The sequence below is a fragment of the Saprospiraceae bacterium genome, from assembly GCA_016710235.1.
Classification (GTDB): Bacteria; Bacteroidota; Bacteroidia; order Chitinophagales; family Saprospiraceae; genus Vicinibacter.
This window is the reverse complement of record JADJLG010000001.1, coordinates 218,053-242,469: the sequence shown is the minus strand read 5'-3', so window position 1 is coordinate 242,469 and position 24,417 is coordinate 218,053. Positions and strand designations below refer to the sequence as shown.

General features: G+C 40.2%; 18 protein-coding genes. 11 read left to right on the top strand and 7 right to left on the bottom strand.

The features are described from left to right. Positions 1-738 precede the first annotated feature (738 nt). The gene (locus IPI99_01050) at positions 739-1,872 is read right to left on the bottom strand and encodes a prolyl oligopeptidase family serine peptidase (protein ID MBK7339094.1); all 1,134 of its coding nucleotides are present in this window, start codon (positions 1,870-1,872) and stop codon (positions 739-741) included. A 167-nt stretch (positions 1,873-2,039) separates the two neighbouring features. Between IPI99_01050 and IPI99_01045 the strand changes: the two genes are divergently transcribed. The 5 genes from IPI99_01045 to IPI99_01025 all read left to right on the top strand — a co-directional run bounded on the left by IPI99_01045 (position 2,040) and on the right by IPI99_01025 (position 9,695). Continuing rightward, complete coding sequence (locus tag IPI99_01045; protein MBK7339093.1) at positions 2,040-3,818, top strand: FAD-dependent oxidoreductase; 1,779 nt, start codon at positions 2,040-2,042, stop codon at positions 3,816-3,818. Next, a complete protein-coding gene (locus IPI99_01040; GenBank protein ID MBK7339092.1) occupies positions 3,815-5,638 on the top strand; it encodes a 2-oxoacid:acceptor oxidoreductase subunit alpha in 1,824 nt (607 codons plus the stop codon). Before IPI99_01045 ends, IPI99_01040 begins: the two co-directional genes overlap by 4 nt. A 25-nt stretch (positions 5,639-5,663) precedes the next feature. Beyond that, complete coding sequence (locus IPI99_01035; protein ID MBK7339091.1) at positions 5,664-6,716, top strand: 2-oxoacid:ferredoxin oxidoreductase subunit beta; 1,053 nt, start codon at positions 5,664-5,666, stop codon at positions 6,714-6,716. A 29-nt stretch (positions 6,717-6,745) separates the two neighbouring features. Then, entirely contained in the window at positions 6,746-7,744 is a 999-nt protein-coding gene (locus tag IPI99_01030; GenBank protein MBK7339090.1) for a carbohydrate kinase, read from the top strand. Positions 7,745-7,808: 64 nt separating this feature from the next. Beyond that, complete coding sequence (locus IPI99_01025) at positions 7,809-9,695, top strand: T9SS type A sorting domain-containing protein (GenBank protein MBK7339089.1); 1,887 nt, start codon at positions 7,809-7,811, stop codon at positions 9,693-9,695. A 160-nt stretch (positions 9,696-9,855) separates the two neighbouring features. Here the strand turns inward: IPI99_01025 and IPI99_01020 are convergent, their stop codons facing one another. From IPI99_01020 to IPI99_01000, 5 genes are all read right to left on the bottom strand, one after another. Continuing rightward, positions 9,856-10,800 carry a hypothetical protein gene (locus IPI99_01020; GenBank protein ID MBK7339088.1) on the bottom strand — a complete coding sequence of 315 codons (945 nt, stop codon included), beginning with the start codon at positions 10,798-10,800 and terminating at the stop codon, positions 9,856-9,858. Positions 10,801-10,809: 9 nt separating this feature from the next. Continuing rightward, entirely contained in the window at positions 10,810-14,367 is a 3,558-nt protein-coding gene (gene dnaE / locus IPI99_01015) for a DNA polymerase III subunit alpha (GenBank protein ID MBK7339087.1), read from the bottom strand. Positions 14,368-14,425: 58 nt separating this feature from the next. Beyond that, entirely contained in the window at positions 14,426-15,295 is an 870-nt protein-coding gene (locus tag IPI99_01010) for a UbiA family prenyltransferase (protein ID MBK7339086.1), read from the bottom strand. 95 nt (positions 15,296-15,390) lie between these two features. Further along, positions 15,391-15,924 carry a DUF1573 domain-containing protein gene (locus IPI99_01005; protein ID MBK7339085.1) on the bottom strand — a complete coding sequence of 178 codons (534 nt, stop codon included), beginning with the start codon at positions 15,922-15,924 and terminating at the stop codon, positions 15,391-15,393. A 185-nt stretch (positions 15,925-16,109) separates the two neighbouring features. After that, positions 16,110-17,756, bottom strand: a complete 1,647-nt coding sequence (locus tag IPI99_01000) for a DNA polymerase/3'-5' exonuclease PolX (GenBank protein MBK7339084.1) — start codon at positions 17,754-17,756, stop codon at positions 16,110-16,112. Positions 17,757-18,224: 468 nt separating this feature from the next. Here IPI99_01000 and IPI99_00995 point away from each other — a divergent pair, with 468 nt between their 5' ends. Further along, positions 18,225-18,725: a DUF2384 domain-containing protein gene (locus tag IPI99_00995; protein MBK7339083.1), complete on the top strand. Its 501-nt coding sequence runs from the start codon at positions 18,225-18,227 to the stop codon at positions 18,723-18,725. Next, entirely contained in the window at positions 18,725-19,183 is a 459-nt protein-coding gene (locus tag IPI99_00990; GenBank protein ID MBK7339082.1) for an RES family NAD+ phosphorylase, read from the top strand. The genes IPI99_00995 and IPI99_00990 overlap by 1 nt, the downstream gene beginning before the upstream one ends. 160 nt (positions 19,184-19,343) lie before the next feature. Here the strand turns inward: IPI99_00990 and IPI99_00985 are convergent, their stop codons facing one another. Then, positions 19,344-19,640: a hypothetical protein gene (locus IPI99_00985; GenBank protein MBK7339081.1), complete on the bottom strand. Its 297-nt coding sequence runs from the start codon at positions 19,638-19,640 to the stop codon at positions 19,344-19,346. 154 nt (positions 19,641-19,794) lie between these two features. Here IPI99_00985 and IPI99_00980 point away from each other — a divergent pair, with 154 nt between their 5' ends. The 4 genes from IPI99_00980 (at position 19,795) to IPI99_00965 (ending at position 24,361) form a co-directional block, all read left to right on the top strand. Further along, entirely contained in the window at positions 19,795-20,469 is a 675-nt protein-coding gene (locus IPI99_00980) for a hypothetical protein (GenBank protein ID MBK7339080.1), read from the top strand. Next, positions 20,453-21,088 carry a T9SS type A sorting domain-containing protein gene (locus tag IPI99_00975; protein MBK7339079.1) on the top strand — a complete coding sequence of 212 codons (636 nt, stop codon included), beginning with the start codon at positions 20,453-20,455 and terminating at the stop codon, positions 21,086-21,088. The genes IPI99_00980 and IPI99_00975 overlap by 17 nt, the downstream gene beginning before the upstream one ends. 35 nt (positions 21,089-21,123) lie before the next feature. Continuing rightward, on the top strand, positions 21,124-22,791 hold the full coding sequence (locus IPI99_00970; protein ID MBK7339078.1) for a T9SS type A sorting domain-containing protein: 1,668 nt from the start codon (positions 21,124-21,126) through the stop codon (positions 22,789-22,791). 301 nt (positions 22,792-23,092) lie between these two features. Beyond that, positions 23,093-24,361: a T9SS type A sorting domain-containing protein gene (locus IPI99_00965; protein MBK7339077.1), complete on the top strand. Its 1,269-nt coding sequence runs from the start codon at positions 23,093-23,095 to the stop codon at positions 24,359-24,361. Positions 24,362-24,417: the final 56 nt, after the last annotated feature.

Below are 24,417 nucleotides of genomic sequence, written 5' to 3'. Positions count from 1 at the left end.
TCGAATTAACACATATGGATATCTGTAAGCAGCCGAATTAACTTCGGATCTCATAAATCCTCCTTACAATCATTTTCAGGTAAATCCGTGCTATCGGTTTTCCTTGGATATGAACAAGCGGATAGAAGGCCAAAAATATATCAGACGAAAAAAGCAGTAAGCTCTGTATTATTGATTGCACGCAGAATATTTTTCCAAAACGGTCAATCATCTTCATCAATTACTCCTAATGTCAATTCGGCATACTACCTGTTATTTCAGGGAGTTTTGAATCGCTTTTCTTGGGATCTATTTTAGACCAAATTGCAAGGTCAGAAGTGACTGGAAGTGTATTTTTCTTGAGTAGTGGACCTGCCTGGAAAAAACCTTTGGACCGGAATTTCATCAATTCAAATGGCACAGGGTTCTCAAGTCAAGACTAAAGCTATTTCTGATACAGATGTTGCCGTTTCACCATGGAAAAGTATTAGATCGGGAATATAATTCTGTGTCAATTGCAGGAATTCGTTTTTGATTATTGAAAAGAAAGAGTATCCATGAAGTATCCATGATGATTGAAATGGGCAGACAAAATCGGGATTTTTATCTTTTTATCCTTCGTCTGTTCTCATCAAATTTAAAAATTGCCAAAATTTATAGGTCAGAGGTCGGGTAAGTCTGAGGAGTGTCATGATATTATTTCACAACACGTCCTGATTGGAATTCGATCACTTTTTGAATGTTGTGGCGATCTAGCCTTTATGGTTTGAAAAATCGAAAGATTTTAAATTGGTTTGCAGACCGGATTTGCAGATAGTAATAACCAGGTAATAGTTCAAAAAGATCAAGAGTAGATTGACCATTCAACTGCCTTGAAAAATATTCTCTTCCTTGTAAATCATGACAGGACACAACATATCTTGATTCCGAATTCTCCGGTACTATTGTGACCTGACTCGCATTAGTGTTATATTGAACCTCAAGATTTTGTAATCCTGTAGTTTGATTGATTGCCGTTGTTGTTTTGGTCTGACTAAAAAATCTCCAGATTTCTTTGCTGGCGGAAATATCCTGATTGGTCACTCCAATGTTGATGATTGCACCAGGCCAGGTATGTCCTCCGCCGATAATTTTGAAATGCTCCACCGAAGCAGAGCTACCATAAGCTGGATATATGTAATGTTCGGCTGTGCTGTTATCGTTGACATTCGTGTCCAAGACTTTAATCACCTGAGGAGTGGTTGGAGTTTTGTTGAGTTGTATCCAAAACTTCAGGACTTCATTTATGCTTTCTACTCCTGAAGAACCATCATATGGCACCACTTCATCCGCAGTACCATGGATCTCCAGGACAGGGATCGGAGTACTACGCCCACAGTTTTGCAACATCGGCGTCGTCATGCTGCCGGTCACTGAGGCTATAGCAGCAAATCGGTCGCTGTTACAGGCCATAAAGTAGCTCATAAAACCACCATTGGACATTCCGGTACAAAAGACCCTCGAGAGATCGATGGGATACTGAAAGCTCAATGTATCCAGAAGTGCCTCCAGGAAGCCCAAATCATCAACGCCTGAAGGTTCAACCCCGACATTCCAGTAATTCTGTCCCAGTGAAGGATGCTTGGTGCCATCCGGATGAACGATGAAAAAACCTGCCGTATCGGCTATTTTTCTGAAATCTCCGTAAAATTCTTGTTGGATTCCATTTGAACCAAGACCATGAAGATTGAATACCAGAGGAAGTTTCTGGCCGGCATTGAGATTCTGTGGGATATAAAAACGATAAGTTCTTTGCAAACCATCATGTGTGATTTTTCCCGTGACAGTGCTTTGCGCTGACAGCGTAAGACCAGTGGTCAGTACCAAGAAAAGAGATAGCATCCAATTTTTCATAATATCTAAATACAGCCTAAATATAAGCTAAATGTCTGACAATGGAAATTCGTCCTTAAACCGCGGTTTGGAAGAAATCTATAGCCACATGAGCAGGAAACTGTGTTTTCTTTTCTGTCTAAAATGTCATTTTGACTTATCTTTGGGGCCTTTCAAAAAGAGTTCGTTTGAATCCTACAAATACATCTAATCCGGAGTATTATCACAAGGTAGTGGACTGTCAGTATGCCTGTCCCGCCCATACTCCTGTGCCGGAATACATCCGACTGATTGCCGAGGAGAAATTCACGGAAGCATATATGATCAATTGGGTTTCCAATGTTTTTCCAGGTGTGCTTGGGAGAACCTGCGACAGACCTTGCGAGCCAGCCTGTAGGCGGGGTAGAGTTGAGGAGGAACCTGTAGCCATTTGCCGCCTCAAGCGTGTTGCTGCAGATTACAAATCCGATATAAGTCATCTGTTACCGGAAATCCCCAGCCAAAAGAATGGGAAAAAAATTGCCCTGATCGGAGGTGGTCCTGCGGCTTTAACTGTAGCGAGAGATCTAGCTCCCTTGGGTTATGAGATCCATCTTTTCGACGAGCAGCCGGCAGGTGGGGGCATGATGCGCAGCCAGATACCTTCATTCAGATTGCCCGCTCAGGTACTCGATGAAGAAGTGTCTTATATACTCAACATGGGAATTCATACTCAATTCAAACGCTATATTAAAAGTCTGAAAGAAGAAATCCTCGCGGCAGGTTATGATGCCATTTTCGTGGGAACTGGGGCTCCAAAGGGCAAAGATCTGCTTGACTTACCAGGCCGAAAAGAAGCGGATGCTCATGTACATATAGGGATCAATTGGTTGGCAAATGTGGCTTTTGGTCACAATGACAAGATTGGTAAAAAAGTCCTCGTCATCGGAGGAGGAAATACAGCTATGGATTGCTGCAGAACTTCTAGGCGTGTCGGAGGTGAAGATGTCAGAGTAGTCGTGCGAAGCCCTTTCAAAGAGATGAAGGCATCGCCTTGGGAGATCGAGGACGCACAAAGAGAAGATATTCCATTCTACAATATGCACTCACCCAAATCTTTTGTCATCGACAATGGCAAAATGAAGGGTATGACTTTTGAAATTGTTGAAGCCAAATACGACAACGGAAAACGCACACTGGTACCTACAGGCCAGGAAGTCACAATGGAGGCAGACGAAGTACTCATGGCTATCGGTCAGGAGAACAGCTTTCCATGGATAGAACGCGATCTGGGCATTGAATTCGACAAGTGGGATATGCCAAAAATTGATCCCGTAACGTACCAGTCCACATTACCAAAAGTTTTTTTTGGGGGTGATGCGGCTTTTGGACCGAAAAATGTCATTACAGCAGTAGCTCAAGGTCATGATGCAGCTATATCCATAGATTTGTACTGCCAAGGCAAAGATCTGGTAGCCGACAGACCATCTCCAATGACCAATCTCGTCAGACAGAAAATGGGAATCCATGAATGGTCTTATGACAACCAGACCATCAATGATTTGAGATATGCCGTGCCTCATGAAGAAAAAGAGAAAACACTGAAAAATCGTCTGGTTGAAGTAGAGCTTGGGTTTGACAAAGCAATGGCTTATAAAGAAGCACGTCGATGCCTGAATTGCGATGTACAGACGGTATTCACCACTTCAAAATGTATTGAATGTGACGCCTGTGCGGATGTTTGTCCGACCAGTTGTATTACTTTTACCGACAATGGTACCGAAGAGGACCTGAGAAGCAGGTTGAATGCCCCTGCTAATGACCTCAGTCAGGATTTGTTAGTATCCGACCCGCTCCCTACCAAGAGAGTGATGGTCAAAGATGAAGATGTCTGTCTGCATTGTGGATTATGTGCTGAGAGATGTCCTACAGCAGCATGGGATATGCAAAAGTTCTTTTATTCCGCAGCGAAAGCATGTCAAATATGAATGAAAAAAATTTGATCAATGACCTGGTCGTAAGGTTTGCCAATGTAAATGGTACAGGCTCGGCCAGTGCCAATAATCTCTTTGCGCGAGCAATATACACGATGGGTGTACCGGTGTCACCCAAGAATATTTTTCCTTCCAACATTCAGGGCTTGCCAACATGGTACGAAGTGCGTGTCAGTGAAAAAGGCTACCTGGGAAGAAAAGAAGGGATAGACATTATGGTGGCAGTCAATGCACAGAGCTTCGACGCAGATGTAGCTTCGGTCAAATCAGGAGGCTACCTAATCTACGATTCCACCAAAATGTTGGCAGAGGAAGACAAGCGTCCGGATATACATTATATTGGAATACCGATGATGAAGATCTGTCTGCAGCACTATAGTGATGCAAGGACGCACCTCCTCATGAAGAATGTCATCTATATCGGTGCTCTGGCAGCTTTGCTAGATATGGAGATTGATGTCTTTGAGGCATTGATCCAAGACCAGTTCAAGAAAAAAGAGAAATTGATTCCGGGCAATATCCAGGCGCTGCATTTAGGTGTCGATTTTGCAAAACAGCTGGATTGCTGCCCTTTGCCTTATCAGATTAAAAGGGCAGACCTGATTGGTGACAGGATCCTGATGGAAGGAAATAATGCATGTGGTCTGGGTGCTCTGTTTGCCGGTGCGACCTTTGGTTCATGGTATCCGATCACACCATCGACCTCTGTGATGAATGCTTTTGAAAAATGGTGTTATCGTTTTAGGGTTGATCCTGATTCAGGAGAGCGTAAGTTTGCCATTATCCAATCTGAGGACGAGCTGGCAGCTATCGGAATGGTACTAGGAGCTTCCTGGAACGGTGCTCGCGCTTTTACAGCGACGAGTGGACCGGGATTATCGCTGATGAGTGAATTTCTGGGATTGGCATATTTTGCTGAAATTCCGGCTGTACTTGTTGACGTACAACGCGGTGGGCCATCTACAGGTATGCCCACAAGAACACAGCAATCGGATCTCCTCTCGGCAGCCTATGCATCTCATGGCGATACGAAGCATCTCCTGTTGTTTCCTGCCACTCCAAAGGAGTGTTTTGATATGACGGCGGATGCGTTTGATTTTGCTGAGCGATACCAGACACCCGTTATCTTAATGACCGATCTTGATCTCGGAATGAACGATCACCTTACAGATCCTCCCGTATGGGACGACGCCAGAGTTTATGACAGGGGAAAAGTACTGTCTGCTCAGGATTTAGACCATATGGAAAAATTTGGTCGTTATCTTGATGTAGATGGTGATGGTGTGCCATATAGGACAATTCCGGGAGTGCATCCCAATAAGGGATCCTATTTTACAAGAGGAAGCTCCAAGGACGAATATGCCCGCTACACAGAAGACAATCACGCTTACCAAAGAAACGTAGATCGCCTTCAAAAAAAATGGGAGACGATTCGGGAAAATACCTACCATCCCGAAATTACCATCCATTCAGATTCATCAAAACTCGGAATGATTTATTTCGGCACCTCTTCATACGCTGCAAAAGAAGCCATAGACCTGTTGAGGTCAAAATCTTTAGTGATGAATGAAATGCGATTGAAAGCATTTCCTTTCGGTAGTGAAGTGAAGGATTTTATCGACCAATGCGACCTTGTATATGTTGTGGAACAAAACCGTGACGGACAATGCCGCAGCTTATTGATCAATGATCTCAATATCAATCCATCCAAACTGACCAGTGTACTTAATTATGATGGATTTCCGATTACGGCAAAATTGATCTCTGAACTGATTTTACAAAATATTGAAAAAACAGAATCTGTACTTTCTTAAACAGATTTCAGAATAAGCTGAAAATATGACATATCAAAAACCAAGTTTTCGCCATCCGGATTTAGGCAAAAATGAAATCGGCTTTTATAGAAAAGATTATGAAGGGGCAATATCTACCCTGTGTGCCGGATGCGGGCACGATAGCATCAGCTCGTCCCTGATCCAGGCATGTTATGAGCTGAACATCGAACCTCATCGCCTGGCGAAATTGTCGGGGATTGGATGTTCATCCAAGACACCTGCATATTTTCTCGGTAACTCTCATGGTTTTAATTCAGTACATGGTCGGATGCCTAGTGTTGCAACGGGTGCTGTGATGGCAAACAAAGATTTGCATTATCTTGGTGTCAGTGGAGATGGTGACACTGCTTCTATAGGTATGGGCCAATTTGTCCATGCAGTCCGTAGAAATCTCAACATGCTGTATATCGTGATGAACAATGGATGCTACGGATTGACCAAAGGCCAAGACAGTGCTACAGCTGATTTGGGATCAGTCAACAAGTCCGGTGTGGAAAATAGTTTTCAGGGCATTGATTTGATTTCCCTTGGTTTGGAGTTGGGTGCTGGATTTTTGGCGAGAAGTTTCAGCGGTGATAAAGCTCAGTTGATCCCCTTGATCAAAGCCGGCTTATCGCACAAGGGCTTTGCTCTGATAGACGTCATTTCCCCTTGTGTAACCTTTAACAATAATGTCGGATCTACTAAATCATATGATTATACCAGAGAACATGTTGAGGCTACGGGAGCAATAGATCTTGTACCATTCAAATCTGAAATTGTACATAAACAATCTGAAGGATCCACTCAAACTATTGAGATGCATGATGGCTCAGAGATTCTCTTGCATAAATTATCGGGAGACTGGGATCCAACGAACAAAGAATCAGTGCACAAAAAAATATTTCATAGCAGGGCAGAAAAAGAAATTCTCACCGGTCTCATTTATTTCAACCAGGAAAATAAAGACTTGCACGAAATCTGTAAGACCTCTTCAACTCCTCTGAATGCACTGACACAAGCAGAATTATGTCCGGGATCAACTGCATTAGATAAAATATGCGCTTCAATGCGATAGTTTAATTTTTATTTACAAATCAATTCATTATGTCAGATTATCGACATCTCGTCACCATGATGAAAGAGAAACTCAATCATCAACATATCATGGTGATCGGTGATGTCATGATCGATCGATACGTTACTGGCAGGGCGGAGCGCATCTCCCCTGAAGCACCTGTACCTGTATTGAATTGGAGAGGTGAAAAAATTGTACTTGGCGGTGCTGCAAATGTAGTAGGCAATCTACGTTCATTACAATGCAAAGTCAGTCTGATCAGTGTTTGTGGAAAAGATACAGAAGCGGATGAATTAGAAAATTTGCTGGCTCAGCTCGAATTGTCAAATCTCGCTTTGATTCGAGAAGAAAAAAGATTTACGACTGTCAAGACGAGATTCATTTCTGATTTTCAGCAAATGATCAGATTGGACAAAGAACATACTCATTGGATACAGTCTGATACAGAGCAAAATATTATTTCACACACAAAAAAAATATTATCCTCACAAACTATCGACGGAGTTATTTTGCAAGATTACAATAAGGGTTTGCTCTCAAAAAAGTTAATTGCCGAATTATTGAATTTATTTGCGCTTTATAAAGTCAAGGTTTATGTTGATCCTAAGGGTTTGAATTTTTTTGAATTCAGAGATATTTTTTTATTTAAACCCAATCTCAAAGAAATTTCTCAAGCTTTGCAAACTGTAGAGAGTACGGATGAAAATCATTTGTTCGAAATTTCAAAAGATCTAACCGGTAGAATTCAGTGTCAAAAATTAATGATCACCTGTGGTGCTCGTGGCATATGGATTTACCAGGAAGGGAGTGGCAAGTTGTATCCCACGTCTCCACGAATGGTCAAAGATGTCAGCGGCGCGGGCGACACCGTAATTTCATTGGCTGCAGCATCTTACGCGGTCGGCTGCAATGATGATGAGGTGGCGTTGATTTGCAATATTGGCGGAGGATTAGTGTGTGAACAACCCGGAGTGGTTGCTATCAACAGGGAAGAAATCTGGCATGAATTGTCTCACCATTCTCTTTGAACAGATTTTAAACAATAAACTTTAATTACATAGCAAACAGGATTATTCTCATTAAATACAAGCAATGAAAAAATTTTACAGCTCAATTTTATTTTCCATTTTATCAGTCTTGTCGATTCATGCACAACAGATCATTTGGGGTGGACCTCAGGACAAAAATTCCACATTTGATTCAGGTCTCAACGATTGGACAACAGTAGGGATTTCGTCGGGTGACACCTCCAAAACGGCAGCTGCAGTGTGGACCTGGACTATGGGTGGCGCAGTAAATTCCGGAGCCTTTTCTAAAGGAATTTCCGGAATAAAATCTCCAACTGCTACAAATGGTGCAGCCATTTTTAACTCTGATTTTTTAGACAACAACGGTGATAAGAATAATCTAGGCAAAGGCCTGAGTCCTGCACCCCATTCAGGAGCGCTGATCAGTCCTCGTATTGATTTGACAGGAAAAAGCAGTGTAGCATTAAGTTTTTATCAATTTTTCAGAAATTATCAAGGGCAATGTTTGGTAGAAATTTCTTCCGATAATGGTGCAAGTTGGTCTTCTCCTATTGATGTCAATCAAAGTATTGGATTTGAAGAGAGAACAGTACAAGACAGCAGGAGAATAATAGACATTACGTCTTTAGCTGCAAATCATTCAAGTGTCAGAATCAAATTTGTGTTTGATGGAGATTATTATTTTTGGGCTATAGATGATGTCACATTGGTGACTTTGCCGGATGCAGATATTAAGTTCAACAAAACGTATTATCCGGCATCAGCTTACAGAACGCCGGCTTCCTTGTTCTGTAAAGATTCTATGATTTTCAGAGCAGAGGTATCCAACGCAGGAGCAAAAGACATCAGCAACGCTTCTTTACAGGTAGAGATAAAAGATGCTTCAGGTAATAAGATATTTTCAGAACAAAACCCACTGTCTGTAATTACAAGCCCGGAAGACCAGAAAGATATTTTTCTGAATAAAGCATTCGTCCCGAATAGCTCTTTGCCGGTTGGAAAATATTATATTTTTTGGACCTTGATTCTTCCTTCAGATGCAAATACTCCTGACAATTTTGCAATAGATTCATTTGAAGTGAGCTCATCTGTTTATTCATTAGAACCCTCACCCAATAGAGGGATTAGAAGTTTTCAGACAGAGGAATGGCAAGGATGCCTATATAGAATTCCGGAATGTAACTCAGGGGACAGGAAGCCACTCGCAAAATCAATTGAGTTTGCTGCTACGGCAAACGATACAGGAAAATCTTTAAGTGGGCTGAATGTGAAGGCTTATTTGATGAGAGTGAAAGATGAAGTGCTTTTAGATTGGTCCAATTTTGATCTGACAAACGGCTTGAATTCTTCATCCGTGGACAAGGTAGCGGAAGGATCCTACACGTTTACGAATGAAGCTAATTATCAGTTCGTGAGTGTAGCTCTTGTGGACGCTCAACAAGTTGCTCCGGAAATGGATTTTGGTGCCAGATATTTTGCTGTCATCGAATATCCAATGGAGCCAACCAATGATCCTAAGAACTGGAAATTTCAGGCTGTGTCATCTGATTTGAATTATTTTCACAAACCATATAGCGTGGTTTTGATTGACAATGCAGGGAGCTGGTTTCCAGAAGGATGGCTCGAAGGATTTGTGCCTGCGATCAGACTTAATGTTCAGATAAGAACCAATAGCGATGATGCTAGATTAGGGGATCAGATGATGCAATTATTGGATAATCCAGTATCCCAAAGTCATTTGCGCATCAAACTAAATATGGATCGGGCAGAATCTGTACAGCTCTCTGTAGTGGACATTTTGGGAAATGTCGTCCATACGCAAAAACTGAATGTAATTGCAGGTGAAAATGTTCAGGATATCAATATCGGTAGTCAGTCCTCCGGTATTTTGTTTGTAAGATTATCCACCCCTCATGGGAGTTTGACAAAGAAACTAATGAGAGCTGAATAAACTAAGCTCTTCAGAAAAATAAAAACCGAATGTCTTCAATGACATTCGGTTTAAGCCATTGATTGATTAGAGATTCGTCGTCCGAATTAAATTGGCAAAAAATCAGCATGGACGTTCATCAGTTAATCATCATTAAAAATTGGATTCATTATATGATGAATTATTCCCAAAGACCTGCGTCTTTTATTTTAAAAAATAAATCATATACAGCTGCCAATCCCAATGTCCCTCCTTTCGCATAATCGACGATTTTATATTCGGTACCGTCCTTATATTTTACCTGGAATGTGATGATTTCATTCGCTTCGGCGCTGCCGTATTTCATTTCTTTTTTTGGAAATTTGAGGTATTTTACCAAATTGAAAAACTCAGGCAACAAATCAGGATCAGCCTTTGCCTTATAAACTTTTTGGTCATCCGAACTTTTGCTGATATTGTGGTGAATCATGTTGCCTGCGCTATCTATTTTAATCCTGTAATCAGGACAACCTCCAAACTGACAATAAGGATGTATCTGAATGAAATCGATATCTGCAGTTAAGGGTTTGGGGTTGAACTCAATCATAAAACCGGATTTATAGACAAGGGTATCTTTTCTAATAAACCCTAGTTTGTAGTAATCATTATAGTTTTTTGGGATTCGTTGAGGCATACCGTTTTTTACAGTTTCTTTGACTTCACTCGTAAATTGCTTATAAATGACCAGTGGCTTAGTTTTGTAATCTTCAGTGACGACGACGTGAAAATTTCCAACATCTGTAGGTGGGATAACATGTACCAATGTAAAACTTTCGTCATCATCCGCAGCAAGTACAATATAGCTGGTATAGATTTTTCTTTCCATTCCGGTGACAAAGAGATCTGTCAATCCGTCATCATTAAAATCACCCGTAAACCAATTGGAAAATTCAATAGAATCTAGATATACCTGATTTTCAGGTTCTTGAACTTTTGTTTCCAGTGTGAAATTGCGCAAATCTTTAAAATATTTTTTGAGAAAAATCAACACTTCTTTATCTATGGTAAGATCGTCAATCTGCTGCGCAAAAGTAGATGTAGAGGAAAGCAGAGAAAAGAATAAAATGCTTACAATTAATTTTTTCATTTTAATACATCAATTCATCAGTCGATAATACACATGCAGATCAGTCAGTTCTTTGAGCAAATCAGATGTAATGTGAACTTTGATTTTTTGGTTGTGAAATTCCAACATAAAGTCATTAGAGCTGTCATAGATTTCAAAGTGTACAAATTGGTTTCCGCGATGTTTTTTAAACACGTTGGAGAGGGCAGCACCAGATTTGTCAGTCAGATGTGTGACGGGAATGCTAACGGCAATTTTGTTATAATAATGTTCAAGTGCTGTGGACAGCAACTGAATGTGTGATATTCTAAAATCATAGGCATCACTGTCTTGTTTCCATCTTTGTTTTTCTACCGAACATTCGATGAGGAGAACTTTGCCCTTTTCCAGAAGGCTTTTGAATTTCAAATAGTTTTCGCTAAATATTCCGAATTTCAGGCTGCCGTGAAAATCATCCAAAGTAAAATTGCAATAACCGTCACCTTTAGCGGTTGTACGATGCACGACGTCTGAGACCATGCCACACAATTTTAATTTTTTCCCTTCAAAAATTTTAAGATCAGCATCATTGAGCTGTTCGAGAGAATAGGAGGAAAGGTGTTTGATTTCCAATAAATAATCATCCAAGGGATGACCACTGATGTAAATTCCTGCAATCTGGAGCTCGTTATCCAGTTTTTGCATCGTGGACCATTCCGCTACCTGAGGTGCAGTAGGAAATTCAAGATTTCTATTCTCCTCTTCACCAAAGAGTGATCCAAATGCGCTGTTGATCGTATTATGAAAATTGTGCCCCCATTTTAATATACACTCTATGTAAGTTGGATACTTGTCAATCGGTGCAAAATATTGGGCGCGATGCATCTCAGCAAAGCTGTCAAAGGCTCCACCCATCGCACAGGCTTCTGCAATTTTTTTGTTCATCACCTTTGAGTTCAACCGCATGACCATGTCCGGGAAGTTTTTGAATTTTCCCTTGGCATTTCTCTCCGCAATGATATCTTCTACAGGGCCTTCACCAATGCCCTTCAATGCTGACAAACCAAAGCGGATCGCACCATTTGGACTAATGGTGAAATCCATATCGCTTTCATTGATATCGGGCCCCAGCACTTCTACTTTCATCAACTTGGTTTCAAGTAAATATTTGCGTAGGTCGCCGATGTCATTCTTGTTGGCAGTGAGTACCGCTGCCATGAACTCCGCAGGATAATGGCATTTGAGATAACCCGTTTGAAAAGCGAGGATGGAGTAGGCTGCTGCATGGGATCTGTTGAAACCATATGCAGCAAATTTGGCCATGACATCAAATATTTCCTGAGCTTTCTCCTGAGAGATGGATTTTTTCATAGCTCGCTCGACAAAAATTGCCGACTGCTTGTCCATTTCATCCTTCTTTTTCTTACCCATCGCCCTCCTGAGGATATCCGCTTCACCCAGACTGTAGTCCGCCATAATTTGTGCTGCCTGCATGATCTGTTCCTGATACACCATGATCCCATAGGTAGGTTTGAGCAGTTCCGTGAGCCATTCATGCGGGAAGGAGACGGCTGTTTTGCCGTGTTTGCGCGATATGAATTCATCGATATAGGCCATAGGCCCTGGTCTGAACAATGCATTCATCGCGATGATGTCTTCTATATTGCTGGGTTTTAAGTTGCGAAGGTGACCGCGCATTCCATCACTTTCGAACTGAAAAAGGCCCACTGTAAGGCCTTGTTGAAATAGCTGGAGCGTTTTTTCGTCATCGAGGGGAATTTCATCGAGTTTGATTCGTTTTTCCTCTCCGTGGACTTTGACGATATTTTCCAAGGCATCATCAATGATGGAAAGTGTTCGCAGTCCAAGAAAGTCTATTTTGAGGAGTCCTGTATTTTCAATAACTGATCCTTCAACCTGAGTGACCCAGAGTTTGGAATCTTTTGAAGTTGCGACAGGAATGATCTTCATGATATCTTCAGGAGCGATGATCACACCGGCAGCATGCAGTCCTGTATTGCGTACAGATCCTTCAAGTTTCATCGCTGTCTTGAGCACATCTGACTCTGCAGTATTTTCCTTTACAATATTTCTCAGCAGCTGGATTTTTTGTTTTTCGTCAGGATTGAAGTCGTCAGAAATGGGGGTGTTGATATCAATGATTTCCTTGAGTTTGACATTGGGTCTAGTAGGGACAAGTTTTGCCAGATAATCTGCTTTGGAAAGTTCTACATTTTTTACTCTGGCCACATCGCGTATGGAGGATTTGGCGGCCATAGTACCAAAAGTCACGATCTGCGCGACCTGATTGGATCCGTATTTGTCGACGACGTAATCCAGTACTTTATCTCGGTTGCGGTCGTCAAAGTCAATGTCAATGTCGGGCATAGAGACGCGCTCAGGGTTGAGGAAGCGTTCGAACAGAAGATTGTAGCGCAGCGGATCGATATCAGTTATAGTAAGGCAGTATGCGACTGCAGAGCCTGCGGCGGATCCGCGGCCCGGGCCGACACCTACCTTGAGTACTCGCGCAGCATGGATAAAGTCCTGAACGACCAAAAAGTAACCGGCGAACTTCATTTTACTGATCACTCCCAACTCGTAATCCAGACGCTCTCTGACTTTTTCTGTGATTTCCCCATAGCGCGATTGAGCGCCTTCGTACACCAAAAATCTCAAATATTCATCCTGAGTACCGAATCCCGGTGGAAGTGGAAAGTTAGGAAGGACGATTTCTTTGATCAGGTTGGGATGAAAGACCTTTTCTGCAATCTCTACAGTTTGCTCAATCGCCTGAGGTACATCGGCAAACTTCGCTGCCATCTCCCTGGTGGACTTAAAAAAATACTCGCTGCTCGAAAAACGAAATCTGTCTTCATCACTGACATTGGACGCCGTGTTGATACAGAGCAGAATATCATGTGATTCAGCGTCATCCTGTTCCAGATAGTGAACGTCATTGGTAGCGATCACTTTGACCTGATACTTGGCAGCAAGCTGAAGTAGCTTTTGGTTGACTTCTTCCTGACTGATGCCCATGCCGTCAATATTTTCGTTGCCAGCTTGTCTTTGGATTTCGATATAAAAATCTTCACCGAGCAAGTCTATCCACCAGCGCAATAGCGATTCTGCCTCTTCCATATTCCCATGGATGATGGCCTGCGGTATTTCGGCACCTATGCAGCAGCTGGTAGCAATCAAGCCCTTATGATGTCTCAACAGCAACTCCTTGTCAATCCTTGGAAATTTGCCATACATGCCTTCGATGAATCCCAGACTACAGAGCTTGGATAGGTTTTCGTATCCTTCCTGATTTTTTGCAAGCAAAAGTTGGTGAAATCTCTCGTCTTTTTCACCTGCTGACTTCACAAAAGATTGTTTGTGCCTGTCTTTGACCATATAGAATTCACAGCCGAGTATAGGTTTAATTTTATTTTTTTCTGCTTCTTTGACAAAATCGAAGCAACCAAACATATTGCCGTGATCGGTCAGTGCTACAGCCATCATTCCGTCTTCTTTTGCTTTCTTCATCATCGAAGAAATGTCCGTAGCACCGTCCAGCAAAGAAAATTGTGTATGACAGTGGAGGTGACAGAAATGAGAAGACATGATGGAGTGTGAGTTGGTCAAGGTAAATATACAACAGATATGCGAATTGGGTTTCGCCCTAGAAATAGAAATCCAAAATGGTTCCAACAGCCAAAAGTATGGATGCTACGCCATTGGTCGTAAAGAAAGCCAGATTGATATGACTCATACCGTACTTGTGCACAACCCAATGCTGATATATCAACAGTCCCAGAAAGAATAAGGTGCCGGCTTCAATCCAATAGTCAAGATGAAACTCGCGTATTAAGATGAGAGAACAACTGATGATTAAAATCGCACAAATAGCATGTAGGACTCCTGATATCATCCGTGCATGATGGATGCCAAATCTCGCAGGGATCGAGAACAAAGACTGTGATTGGTCAAACTCGATATCCTGCAAAGCATACAGAATGTCAAATCCCGCTACCCAGCAAATGACAGCAAGGCCATATAAAACAGGTAAATAATCAAAGTGACTGGAGACTGCCAGATAAGCGCCAACAGGAGCCAGTGACAAACCTAAGCCTAAGAATAGGTGACAAAGCCAAGAGAATCTTTTGGTCAGGCTGTATCCAAACACTACGAGGAGTGCCACAGGAGATAGGGCAAAGCAGAGTGGGTTGATCAGCGCTGCAAAACATATAAATAACACCGAATTGACGATTATGAAGATCATACCTGCTCGAGAAGAGATCACTCCGGAAGGGATTTCACGAGTCGCTGTCCTAGGATTCAGTGCATCGTATTTTTGATCAGCCCAGCGGTTGAATGCCATAGCAGCATTGCGAGCCGTCACCATACAGGCCAGGACGAGCAGTAAGAGTCTGGGATTTATCGCTCCATTGCCATATCGCTGCAAACTGACAAAGAATCCGATCAGTGCAAAAGGCAATGCAAAGATGGTGTGGCTGAATTTGACTAAGGATAGATAAGATTTGATCTGCATAAAATTTCGCTGCCGAAAGGTACGTCGAAGCGTAAAAAGAAAAAGCCTTTTCTGTTGAGAAAAGGCTTTTTGCAAGAATGTATTTTTAAAAAAAATTATTTCTTTGTAGCGTCAGCTGCTCCAGGAGTTTTCTTTACTACACCTGTAATTGTAAGGTAAGACTGAGTCGGGTTTGTGTTAGCTGTAACAGTAACTTTTTTTGTTTGCTTTGAACCATCTTCTGATCCTTTACCCTTTGAGTCAAACTCAACTTTGATCTCTCCAGAAGCTCCCGGTGCGATAGGCTCTCTCGGCCAATCAGGAACTGTACAACCACAGCTACCCTTAGCATCAGAAATGACCAGAGGCTCGCTTCCGGTGTTTTTAAATTTGAAGGCATATTTCATGTGATCGCCTTCTTTGATTTCACCCCAGTCGTGAACCATTGTTTCAAATTCTACAGTTGTAGTTGGGCCGGATGGTGCCGGTGGAGTTGTCTCAGCAGTTTGTGCTGCAGCAGGATTTGAAGCATCAGCAGGTGGAGTGGTAGTAGACGTTGCGGCAGCATCTGTTGAAGATGCTTTGTCATTTTTGCAAGCTGTAAGTTGAAGGGCTAGACCGATTACAGCAAGGCCAAAGATTTTGTACATTTTCATTTTTTATCAGAATTAATTAATTGAATAAATATCTGCATGTAAAATTATGGCGAGGTGCGGGTACAGATTTTATTTTGATGCAAACGTCTTGTTAATGATCTTTTAAATGACCGCCTTTAACTTTTCTTTAAAACAAATGCCAGACTTGGAGGAGTCGTTTCTTTGGGAATCGAAGGAAATTAAAAGATGTGGTTTGAGTTCTTCCTTCCGGAGACCCAGGAATCAAATTCCGCTAAAGGAAGTGTGTTGATGCAATCCGCTTTTGACAAGCCAGCTTTGCGAGCCATTTTTACACCCCAATGAATATCTGTAATACCGCGTAGATTGTGCGCATCAGGGTTGATGGAGATCTTTACATTTTTGCTGGTGGCATATTCCAGCCATTGCCAATCCAGATCCAACCTCATCGGATTGGCATTGATTTCAATACAAACCCCATATGCCGCACAATGGTCTATCATCATCTTGTGATCGACAGGATAGGCTTTTCGGGATAGAAGCAATCTACCCGTAGGATGTCCAAGCATGGAGGTGTATGGATTTTCAATAGCCCTCAACAATCGATTCATCGCTTTTTCTTCAGTCATGTTGAGCTGGGAATGAATGGAAGCGATCACAAGGTCAAATCCTTGTAAAACCTCCGACTCATAATCCAAAGCCCCATCAGAAAGGATATCGGATTCTATGCTTTTGAATATCTTGAAGGGCTTTAGCTCAATGTTGAGAGTGTCTATTTCATTCCTTTGTGCCAGGACTCTTTCCACCTGTAGCCCACCAGCATAGGCTGCCGTTTTAGAATGGTCAGAGATGACCAGATATTCGTATCCCAGTCGGATGCATTCCATAGCCATCTCTCTAAGTGAATACATACCGTCACTGTATTTGCTGTGTGCATGCACGACACCTCTGATGTCGTTTTCCTCTATCAGATACGATGCTTTCTCCGCCCAGGAACTATTCATGTCCCGACATTCAGCGGGAATAATTGGCAGGCCCATCTTCTCAAAGATCTCTGCTTCGGTACTGTAAGTTTGATCAGGTTGAAAGTAATACTCAGACATGAATGCCTCACTCCCTCCTGTAGTCATAAAATGATGCCGGCCGAAGTTTGACGAGGGGACGATATCTACTTTGACCGGATATTTATCATCAAGCAGTGCACTTACTTCACTGTCGTTTTCTGAGAGTATGGATAGATTTTCAGGCCATTGTCCTGGTTTTTCAGAACATAAGATGTGGATCTTGTTGCATACAGGCATCCACCGTCGGGCTTCACCGGTGAGCTCAAATTGAGCCTCTGGTTTGAGTTGCCTCAGTGCGGTGAGGAGAGCATCTGCAGCCGGAATGATCTGAGACAGGAGGAAGGAATCTTTGTGTTGCTGAAAGAAGAGCAAATTCTTCATGATCTCCTCCTGAGTCTTCAGTCCAAAACCGGTGAACATGAGAAGTCGGTTCTCCTGACAGGCGTAGAGGAGTTCACCTGGATTTTCAATATTCATGTCATGCCAGATGATCTTCAGTTTTTTAGGTCCCAATCCTTTGATCCGAAGCATTTCGCGGACACCTTCAGGAGTTTGAGACCGCAATGATTCCAGGGCAACTATGGTTCCGGACGATTTGAGTTCCTCAATTTTTTCGGCGATCGATTTTCCAATGCCTTTTACAGCTTCATTTTCTTTTTGGCTTTGAGAGAGCAAGGGCAGGTCCATTTTTCTTATGGCGAGACCGGCATTGGCATAAGAGCGAATTTTAAATTCATTCTCACCGTGTAGTTCCATCAACTGAGCGAGCTCGTCAAACAGGCGACCGATGTCTTTATTGGTCAGATTCATACTGCAAGGTACATGATCACCGGCAAAATTCAAGGAGTTGGCTTCCACGATAAAATCAGCGGTAGATTGAGAGATAAAGTTGAATAGGGAAAGTGGATGCTGGTCTGAGCTGTCCCCGCGGGTAGCGGGGCCGTCGCCCTCTATGGTTCGCTATTCGCTCCGTCAGACAAACATGTCTGACCTGCTGTGCAGCACACCGGACGACTCATCTGACTGAGGAAAAACTCACGGCTTAGTCGGCTTTGCTCCCTGTCTCGGGAGCTTGACGCAGAGGGGATCATTTGATGGAAACACTAAGTTTGCTTTTTGGCACAAATGAAATCGTGAGGGGGAGATACTGTGAGCGTCATGGTTAAATCCTCCTGTGATGCTGAGGATTCCGCAATCTGGTTTGGATGTCTCGCTTGTTCATTTGGGAAAAATGTCCTAAATTTGCAGACAAGTGTCCAAAAACATAAAATGATGGCAAGCACAAGTATTGACTTTAAAAGCAGACTGGACAAGGAAATCACAAATGTGGTCAGGCATTCCAAAATTGACCGTCGCTTTCTTTCTCAGAAAAAAAGTATCACCTATTCAGACTTTTTGACCAACAAGATGCTGATGATACTTGTCATCAGAGAAGGAGTACCTTATACTTTATTTCAATTAATTCAACAACTAACTCCTTTTTCAGAGGACAATTGGGCGGATTTTCTGGATATCTCCACAAAATCACTCCACAGATACAAGCAGACCTTAAAGAAGTTTAAACCCATTCAGTCTGAAAAAATTATAGAAATGGCTGAGGTTACTAAGGTGGGTATTGACGTATTTGGAGATATGGAGAAGTTCAAACTTTGGCTCGAAACACCCAATTTCTCCCTAGGCAATTTAAAACCCATGGAACTCCTCAAAGACTCCTATGGAAAGGAGTTGGTGATCAGCGAATTGACGAGAATAAACTACGGAATTCTGCTGTAGTGGAAGCATTTCGATTGTCGAGAAAAGCATTTGCGCAGACATTGTCCGGCAAAGGCGCAGCGATCAAAGGTGCCAGATGGAATTCAATTGGAGTTGAAGTCATTTATACCGCAAACAACCGGTCACTTGCCATGGCGGAAGTTGCAGTACACTTCACATTAGCGACTTTGCCGGCAGATTACATGATGGTCACGATTTATATTCCAGATGATATTTCACTGATGAAGCTCAGGGAATCAGACTTGCCTCCCGATTGGAACATGTTTCCACATCCATTTTCAACACAAAGCATTGGTGATCAATTCGTGTCAGAGAATAAATATTGTGTGCTTCAGATTCCATCAGCTGTAACTCATGGAGATTATAATCTTCTCATCAATCCCAAACACCATGAATTTCCGGAGTTAAAAATAATATCTGTCGTAAAGTTTCCATTTGATAAAAGGATATTTAAATAGGATGGTGAACTCCAAAATAATTAACTTGAAATGGAAATCTGAATATTTAGCAGTATTATGGTATGGAAATCTGGACATTCTAGCTTGTTAATTAAAGGGTATTTTACTTCCTGAAAAAAAAAGAACGGATTCGAAGGCAACATCAAATTGGCCGGTGATATCATTGGAATATGTTATATACATAATTGTTTTTAATTTTAGATTTGACAATAGTGCCATAACTTGGGTACTCGGCTTTTCTGAGTTGCGTTGAATAGGTACACGAATCTCCCTCTGATGAAAGGTACATGCCTGACTTGTGTTTTAGGGTGGCAGGATTAGGTCTGAAAAGAACGCAGAAGCCTTGGGCCATAACTCTATCAAGACTATGGAAATATACACCCATGTGCAGGATACGAACAGATGCTGCTTGAGCAGCCCGATAGACGATATGGACCTTTCGAAAAAAATCTCTCATTTGTTATCAAAAACGAAATAAATCGAATAATTTTGTATAAAGACCTTGAAATGCCTTAAAATATGAAAAGAAAGCCCATCACACATAGAAGATATCTACGCCATTATGGGGTATATAAAGATGTTGGCGTGTATGTAAAAAGACACTCCGAAACATGAAACAGATATTTATAATATTCGGATTTCTTTTTTCTGGATTTATTTACGGACAAGAGACTAAGACAACGGCTTTTTTGAGTGAAATAACAAAATACGATATTTCAGATTTGTGGACTTTAAAGAAATTTCGGACAGAATTTGAAAGTGATACATCTTGGATTGAAAGACTGGAACCATTTGGATATATTGGTGAAAACTATCAACGGTTTTATATTCATTTTACTTCGGTGATTCAAAATCCGAATAATATATTAGAATACTTTGTTTATGGAAAAACCCGAGTAAAAACAAATATTTGTTCGTTTCAAGGATTGATAAAGATTAATGATTCTAAAACATATAATGACAATGAGATTCCATCGGTAAAACAGGGATTCGTGCTTGGAGTTTATGAGTTTTACGAAGATAAGGACCAAAACGGCACAGGGATTTTAAAAGGTAAATTCAGGACTGATTTTTATTTCGATAAAAACGGACAGATTAAATATAATTCGTTAATGTTTATAGCGGATGGATTTAAAAACAACCAATTTGAAGGAACATGGATAGGTTACAATTCAAATGATTCTAAAAACTGCAATTGGGGAGACTATCGGATTCCTGATAGCAAGAATTTAGATTGTGGCACTGGAGAATTTGGTGTTTCTGACAAGTATGTTTCAAACGGCTGAATTGAATACACTCACTAACCTCAGAGAACAATACGAAGCTGAGGTGAATAATAATGAATCACAAAGAATAGTCACATTGAATAACTTGAATAATCAAGCATTGTCATTGACTACTACCAATGCTATACAAGTAGAAGAAAAGGCAATAAATCTTCACTTCATACAATACTTGATTCAGGGCAAGGATTATCTTACTTCCAACATTCTAGCTAATATTTTTACAATAGCTAATCAGTGTATTCATCAAAATTCCTACACTGTATCTATTGCAAGAATGTTATATAACAGGATAATTATTTATGAATTCAATGATGATGTTCTCTGTTTTACTTCACAGCCAGTGATAACGAGTTCGAAAGACATCAACCTTGAAAATCAAATTAGAATATACCCTAACCCTACCAAGAACTGGGTAATCCTTGAAAATTTAAACAAGGAGTCAGACATTCTCAAAGTTGAAATATTGGATATACATGGTCGTCATATTCAAAGTGAAATAAATACAAAATCACTGTCAATGATTAATGTAAGTACTGCCAATCTTAACAGTGGCATTTATTATTTGAAAGTTGAATGCTCAAATGGAAAGGTCATCATAAAAAAATTATTGATTGAATGAACATAGTAGCAAGAGTTCTATTAATTATTATATACTTGATAAATCATACCGCAGGCAATTGCCAGCGGTATGATTTTAATTGGGTATTTGGATATGCAGGTGGACAAGGTGATACAAGATGGGGTACAACTTTTGTAGATTTTAATTCAGGAAATCCAATAGTCACATACCAAGACAAAGGAAGAATGTATATCTACGAAGCAAACGCCTCCTTTTCGGACAGAGAAGGAAATTTATTATACTACACCAACGGTTATGATGTAGAAGATGTAAATTTCAAGAAAGTACCTGGCGCAACTAATTTAGGAATTAGATATTGGGATGGGTTAGTACAAGATCAAGGAGTGATGTTTTTAAATGAACCCCTTAATCCTTCCTTATACTATTTATTCTATGTTAATAAAGTATTGAGCTCTCCAAATTTTTACATTCAAGATTTAAATTATCTTGTAATTGATTCCAAGCTCAATAAAGTGATTGAGAAGTCTACGCTTGTCCATGATACCTTAAATGGAGGATGCTTGACTGCTTGTAAGCACGCCAATGGGAGGGATTGGTGGATAGTTTTGAATAAATGGAATACTAGTTTATTTTATAAATATTTATTGACTCCTGAAGGTATTAATTTAATTGGTCTACAAAATATTGGGCCAATAATTACTGATGGTGCAGGTCAAGCTGTTTTTTCACCAAATGGAGAATATTTTGCATTATTGGATGCAATTGATTTTAGAGAAGGATTATACATTAAGCTATATAAATTTAATCGTTGTAATGGAGATCTTGAATTTATTAGATTAGAGAATTATCCCACCTCAGGATTTTCAGGAATTAGTTTTTCACCCAATTCAAGATATTTGTATTATAGTGAGCAAAAGAATCTATACCAAATGGATTTAGAAAATTTGGAATCCTTCAATTCACCGGAATTGATTGACACCATTGAGAGCCAAACTCAATGGGGATCCCAGTACAATCTACATCAGCTCGGCCCTGACGGCAGAATTTACATTTCAAATGCTTACAGTAACTTTGTAATGCATCGAATCAATAAACCAAATGAGAAAGGTATAGCTTGTCTAGCTAAATCAAACAGTTTCGCCTTGAAAACATTAGGCGGCTATGGCATCCCCAATATGCCTAACTTTCGCCTCGGTCCCTTGGATGGCAGTAGCTGTGATACTTTGGGATTAGACAATATACCTTGGGCATGGTGGAGGCATGATCCGGATACAACTGATTATCTCAAAATTGAATTTACGGATCTCAGTGCATATGAAGTTACAGAATGGGAGTGGAGCTTTGGAGACGGGATGACGAGTAATTCACGAAGTCCAATCCATCTGTACAATAAAAATGGAATATATGAAGTGTGTCTGATTGCAAAAAATATAAATGGAGTAGATACATTATGCAAAGTTCTGAATGTAGGTACAACTAAGACAATCGATGATAAAAAACATATTAAAATCGAAATGTTTCCCAACCCATATAAAGATTACTTTGTTATAAATGTATTGGATTATAGTCCAGAAAAAATGTATCTCCAATTGTTTGATATAAATGGAAAATTAATTTTATCTCATAGATTGTTTGAAGGAAGTAATGAAATTGAGCAAGAATCCTTTTCTAATGGTGTTTATTTTTTAAAGATAATTGAAAATGGTAGAGTTATTAGAAATGACAAATTGATCAAATTGTAATAATATTATCTTGCAATAATATTATGTCTCATACAACAATATTTTTATCAAAAATGTTGTTGATAATTGTTTCAACAATCTAAACTTGAAAATGAATCTGCAATTGGCAATTTATGGACGATTATGCCACCAAGTTGCTTAATTTATCAGGTCAATCATGAAGGTTAAATATATTTCACTTTTGATTTCGTTTAAATGGCAGCTACCTTGTCAATACTAAACCGTTATTTGGAATCATTTTAAGGATACTTATAAAGAGCAATTCACAAAACCTGCTCCCCCAGAGTCATTAGATGTTTATATGAAAGACGATTATTTTGATTTTGGAGATGAAGCTAATAATGTAAGTGCTGACTTATATTTAAGTGAAGACATATGGGTAAGAAATTCCGATGATAATCAGCCAGTTCATCAAAATCCTGAATACAAAGCCAACAGTCCTAATTTTGTTTATGTTAAGGTAAGAGATCGTGGCTGTAATTTTCTACAAAATGGAATACTTCATCTATATTGGTCAAAAGCTTCAACAGGTTTGAAATGGCCATATAGTTGGACCTATACTGCTGGAAATCCTAATACATGCACTATTATGACTTCTTCAGGACCACGGCCATGTGGAGGTGAAATAGCCAGCGGAATGCCTATACCAGCAATTAAGCCCGGCGAAGAAGCTATCATTAAATTTCCTTGGTCACCTCCTAATCCAGCTTGGTATGATGATGTAAATGACCATCATTATTGTCTGTACGCAAGGATAGTAGCAAGTGATGACCCTATGTTTCTTAATGAATCCGAAGCTGTTTGGCTCAATACTAAAAATAATAATAATATTGCTTGGAAAAATGTGAGTATATTTGATCTAGATCCAAATAATTTTGGGTATCCTGATGAGGCCATTAGTGTTTTTGTAAATGATGTGGATAATGTACCTGGGCCTGTTACTTTGACTTTTAAAGATTCAGATAAGCCACATTACGGTAAGGTTTTAGACAATGGGGATGCTTACATTAATTTACGTGAACCTTTAAGAACGATTTGGGAAATTGGAGGTAGTCAAGGTACAGGAATAATTGTAACCGAATCAAACAGAATAAAAATTATTAATATGCCAGCCCAATTAACAAACTTGAACCTTTTATCAAATACTAATTATTCTATAGATGTCGAATTCGAGGGAAATCAAACCATTAATCCTTTCTCCTTTGATCTTGTACAATCTAACATGATGAACCAACCTGTAGGAGGAGAACAGTTTTTATTTCCTGGCAATGGTGTTAATTCTCTTCCAAGAATCGGTATTCAACAAATAATTTTAATTGAAGATTATATAGTAACTCCTAATCCATCGGAGGAATATTTTATCTTAAGGATAAAAAAACCAGTTGCAAATATTCAAGTTAGTATTCATAGTTTAGATGGAAAGGAATTACTCAATGCTAGAAATTATCATATGAAAAGAGAATTAGATGCAATACAGATAGATTGGCCTAAAGGAGTAATTTCTGGTATTTACTTGCTCAAGATAAACTCAGATAACAAAACAGATGTAATTAAAATAGTGAAATATTAAGTAAATAAATAGGTGGTTTCAATTTAGAAACCACCTATTTCATTTTTATGGAAAGA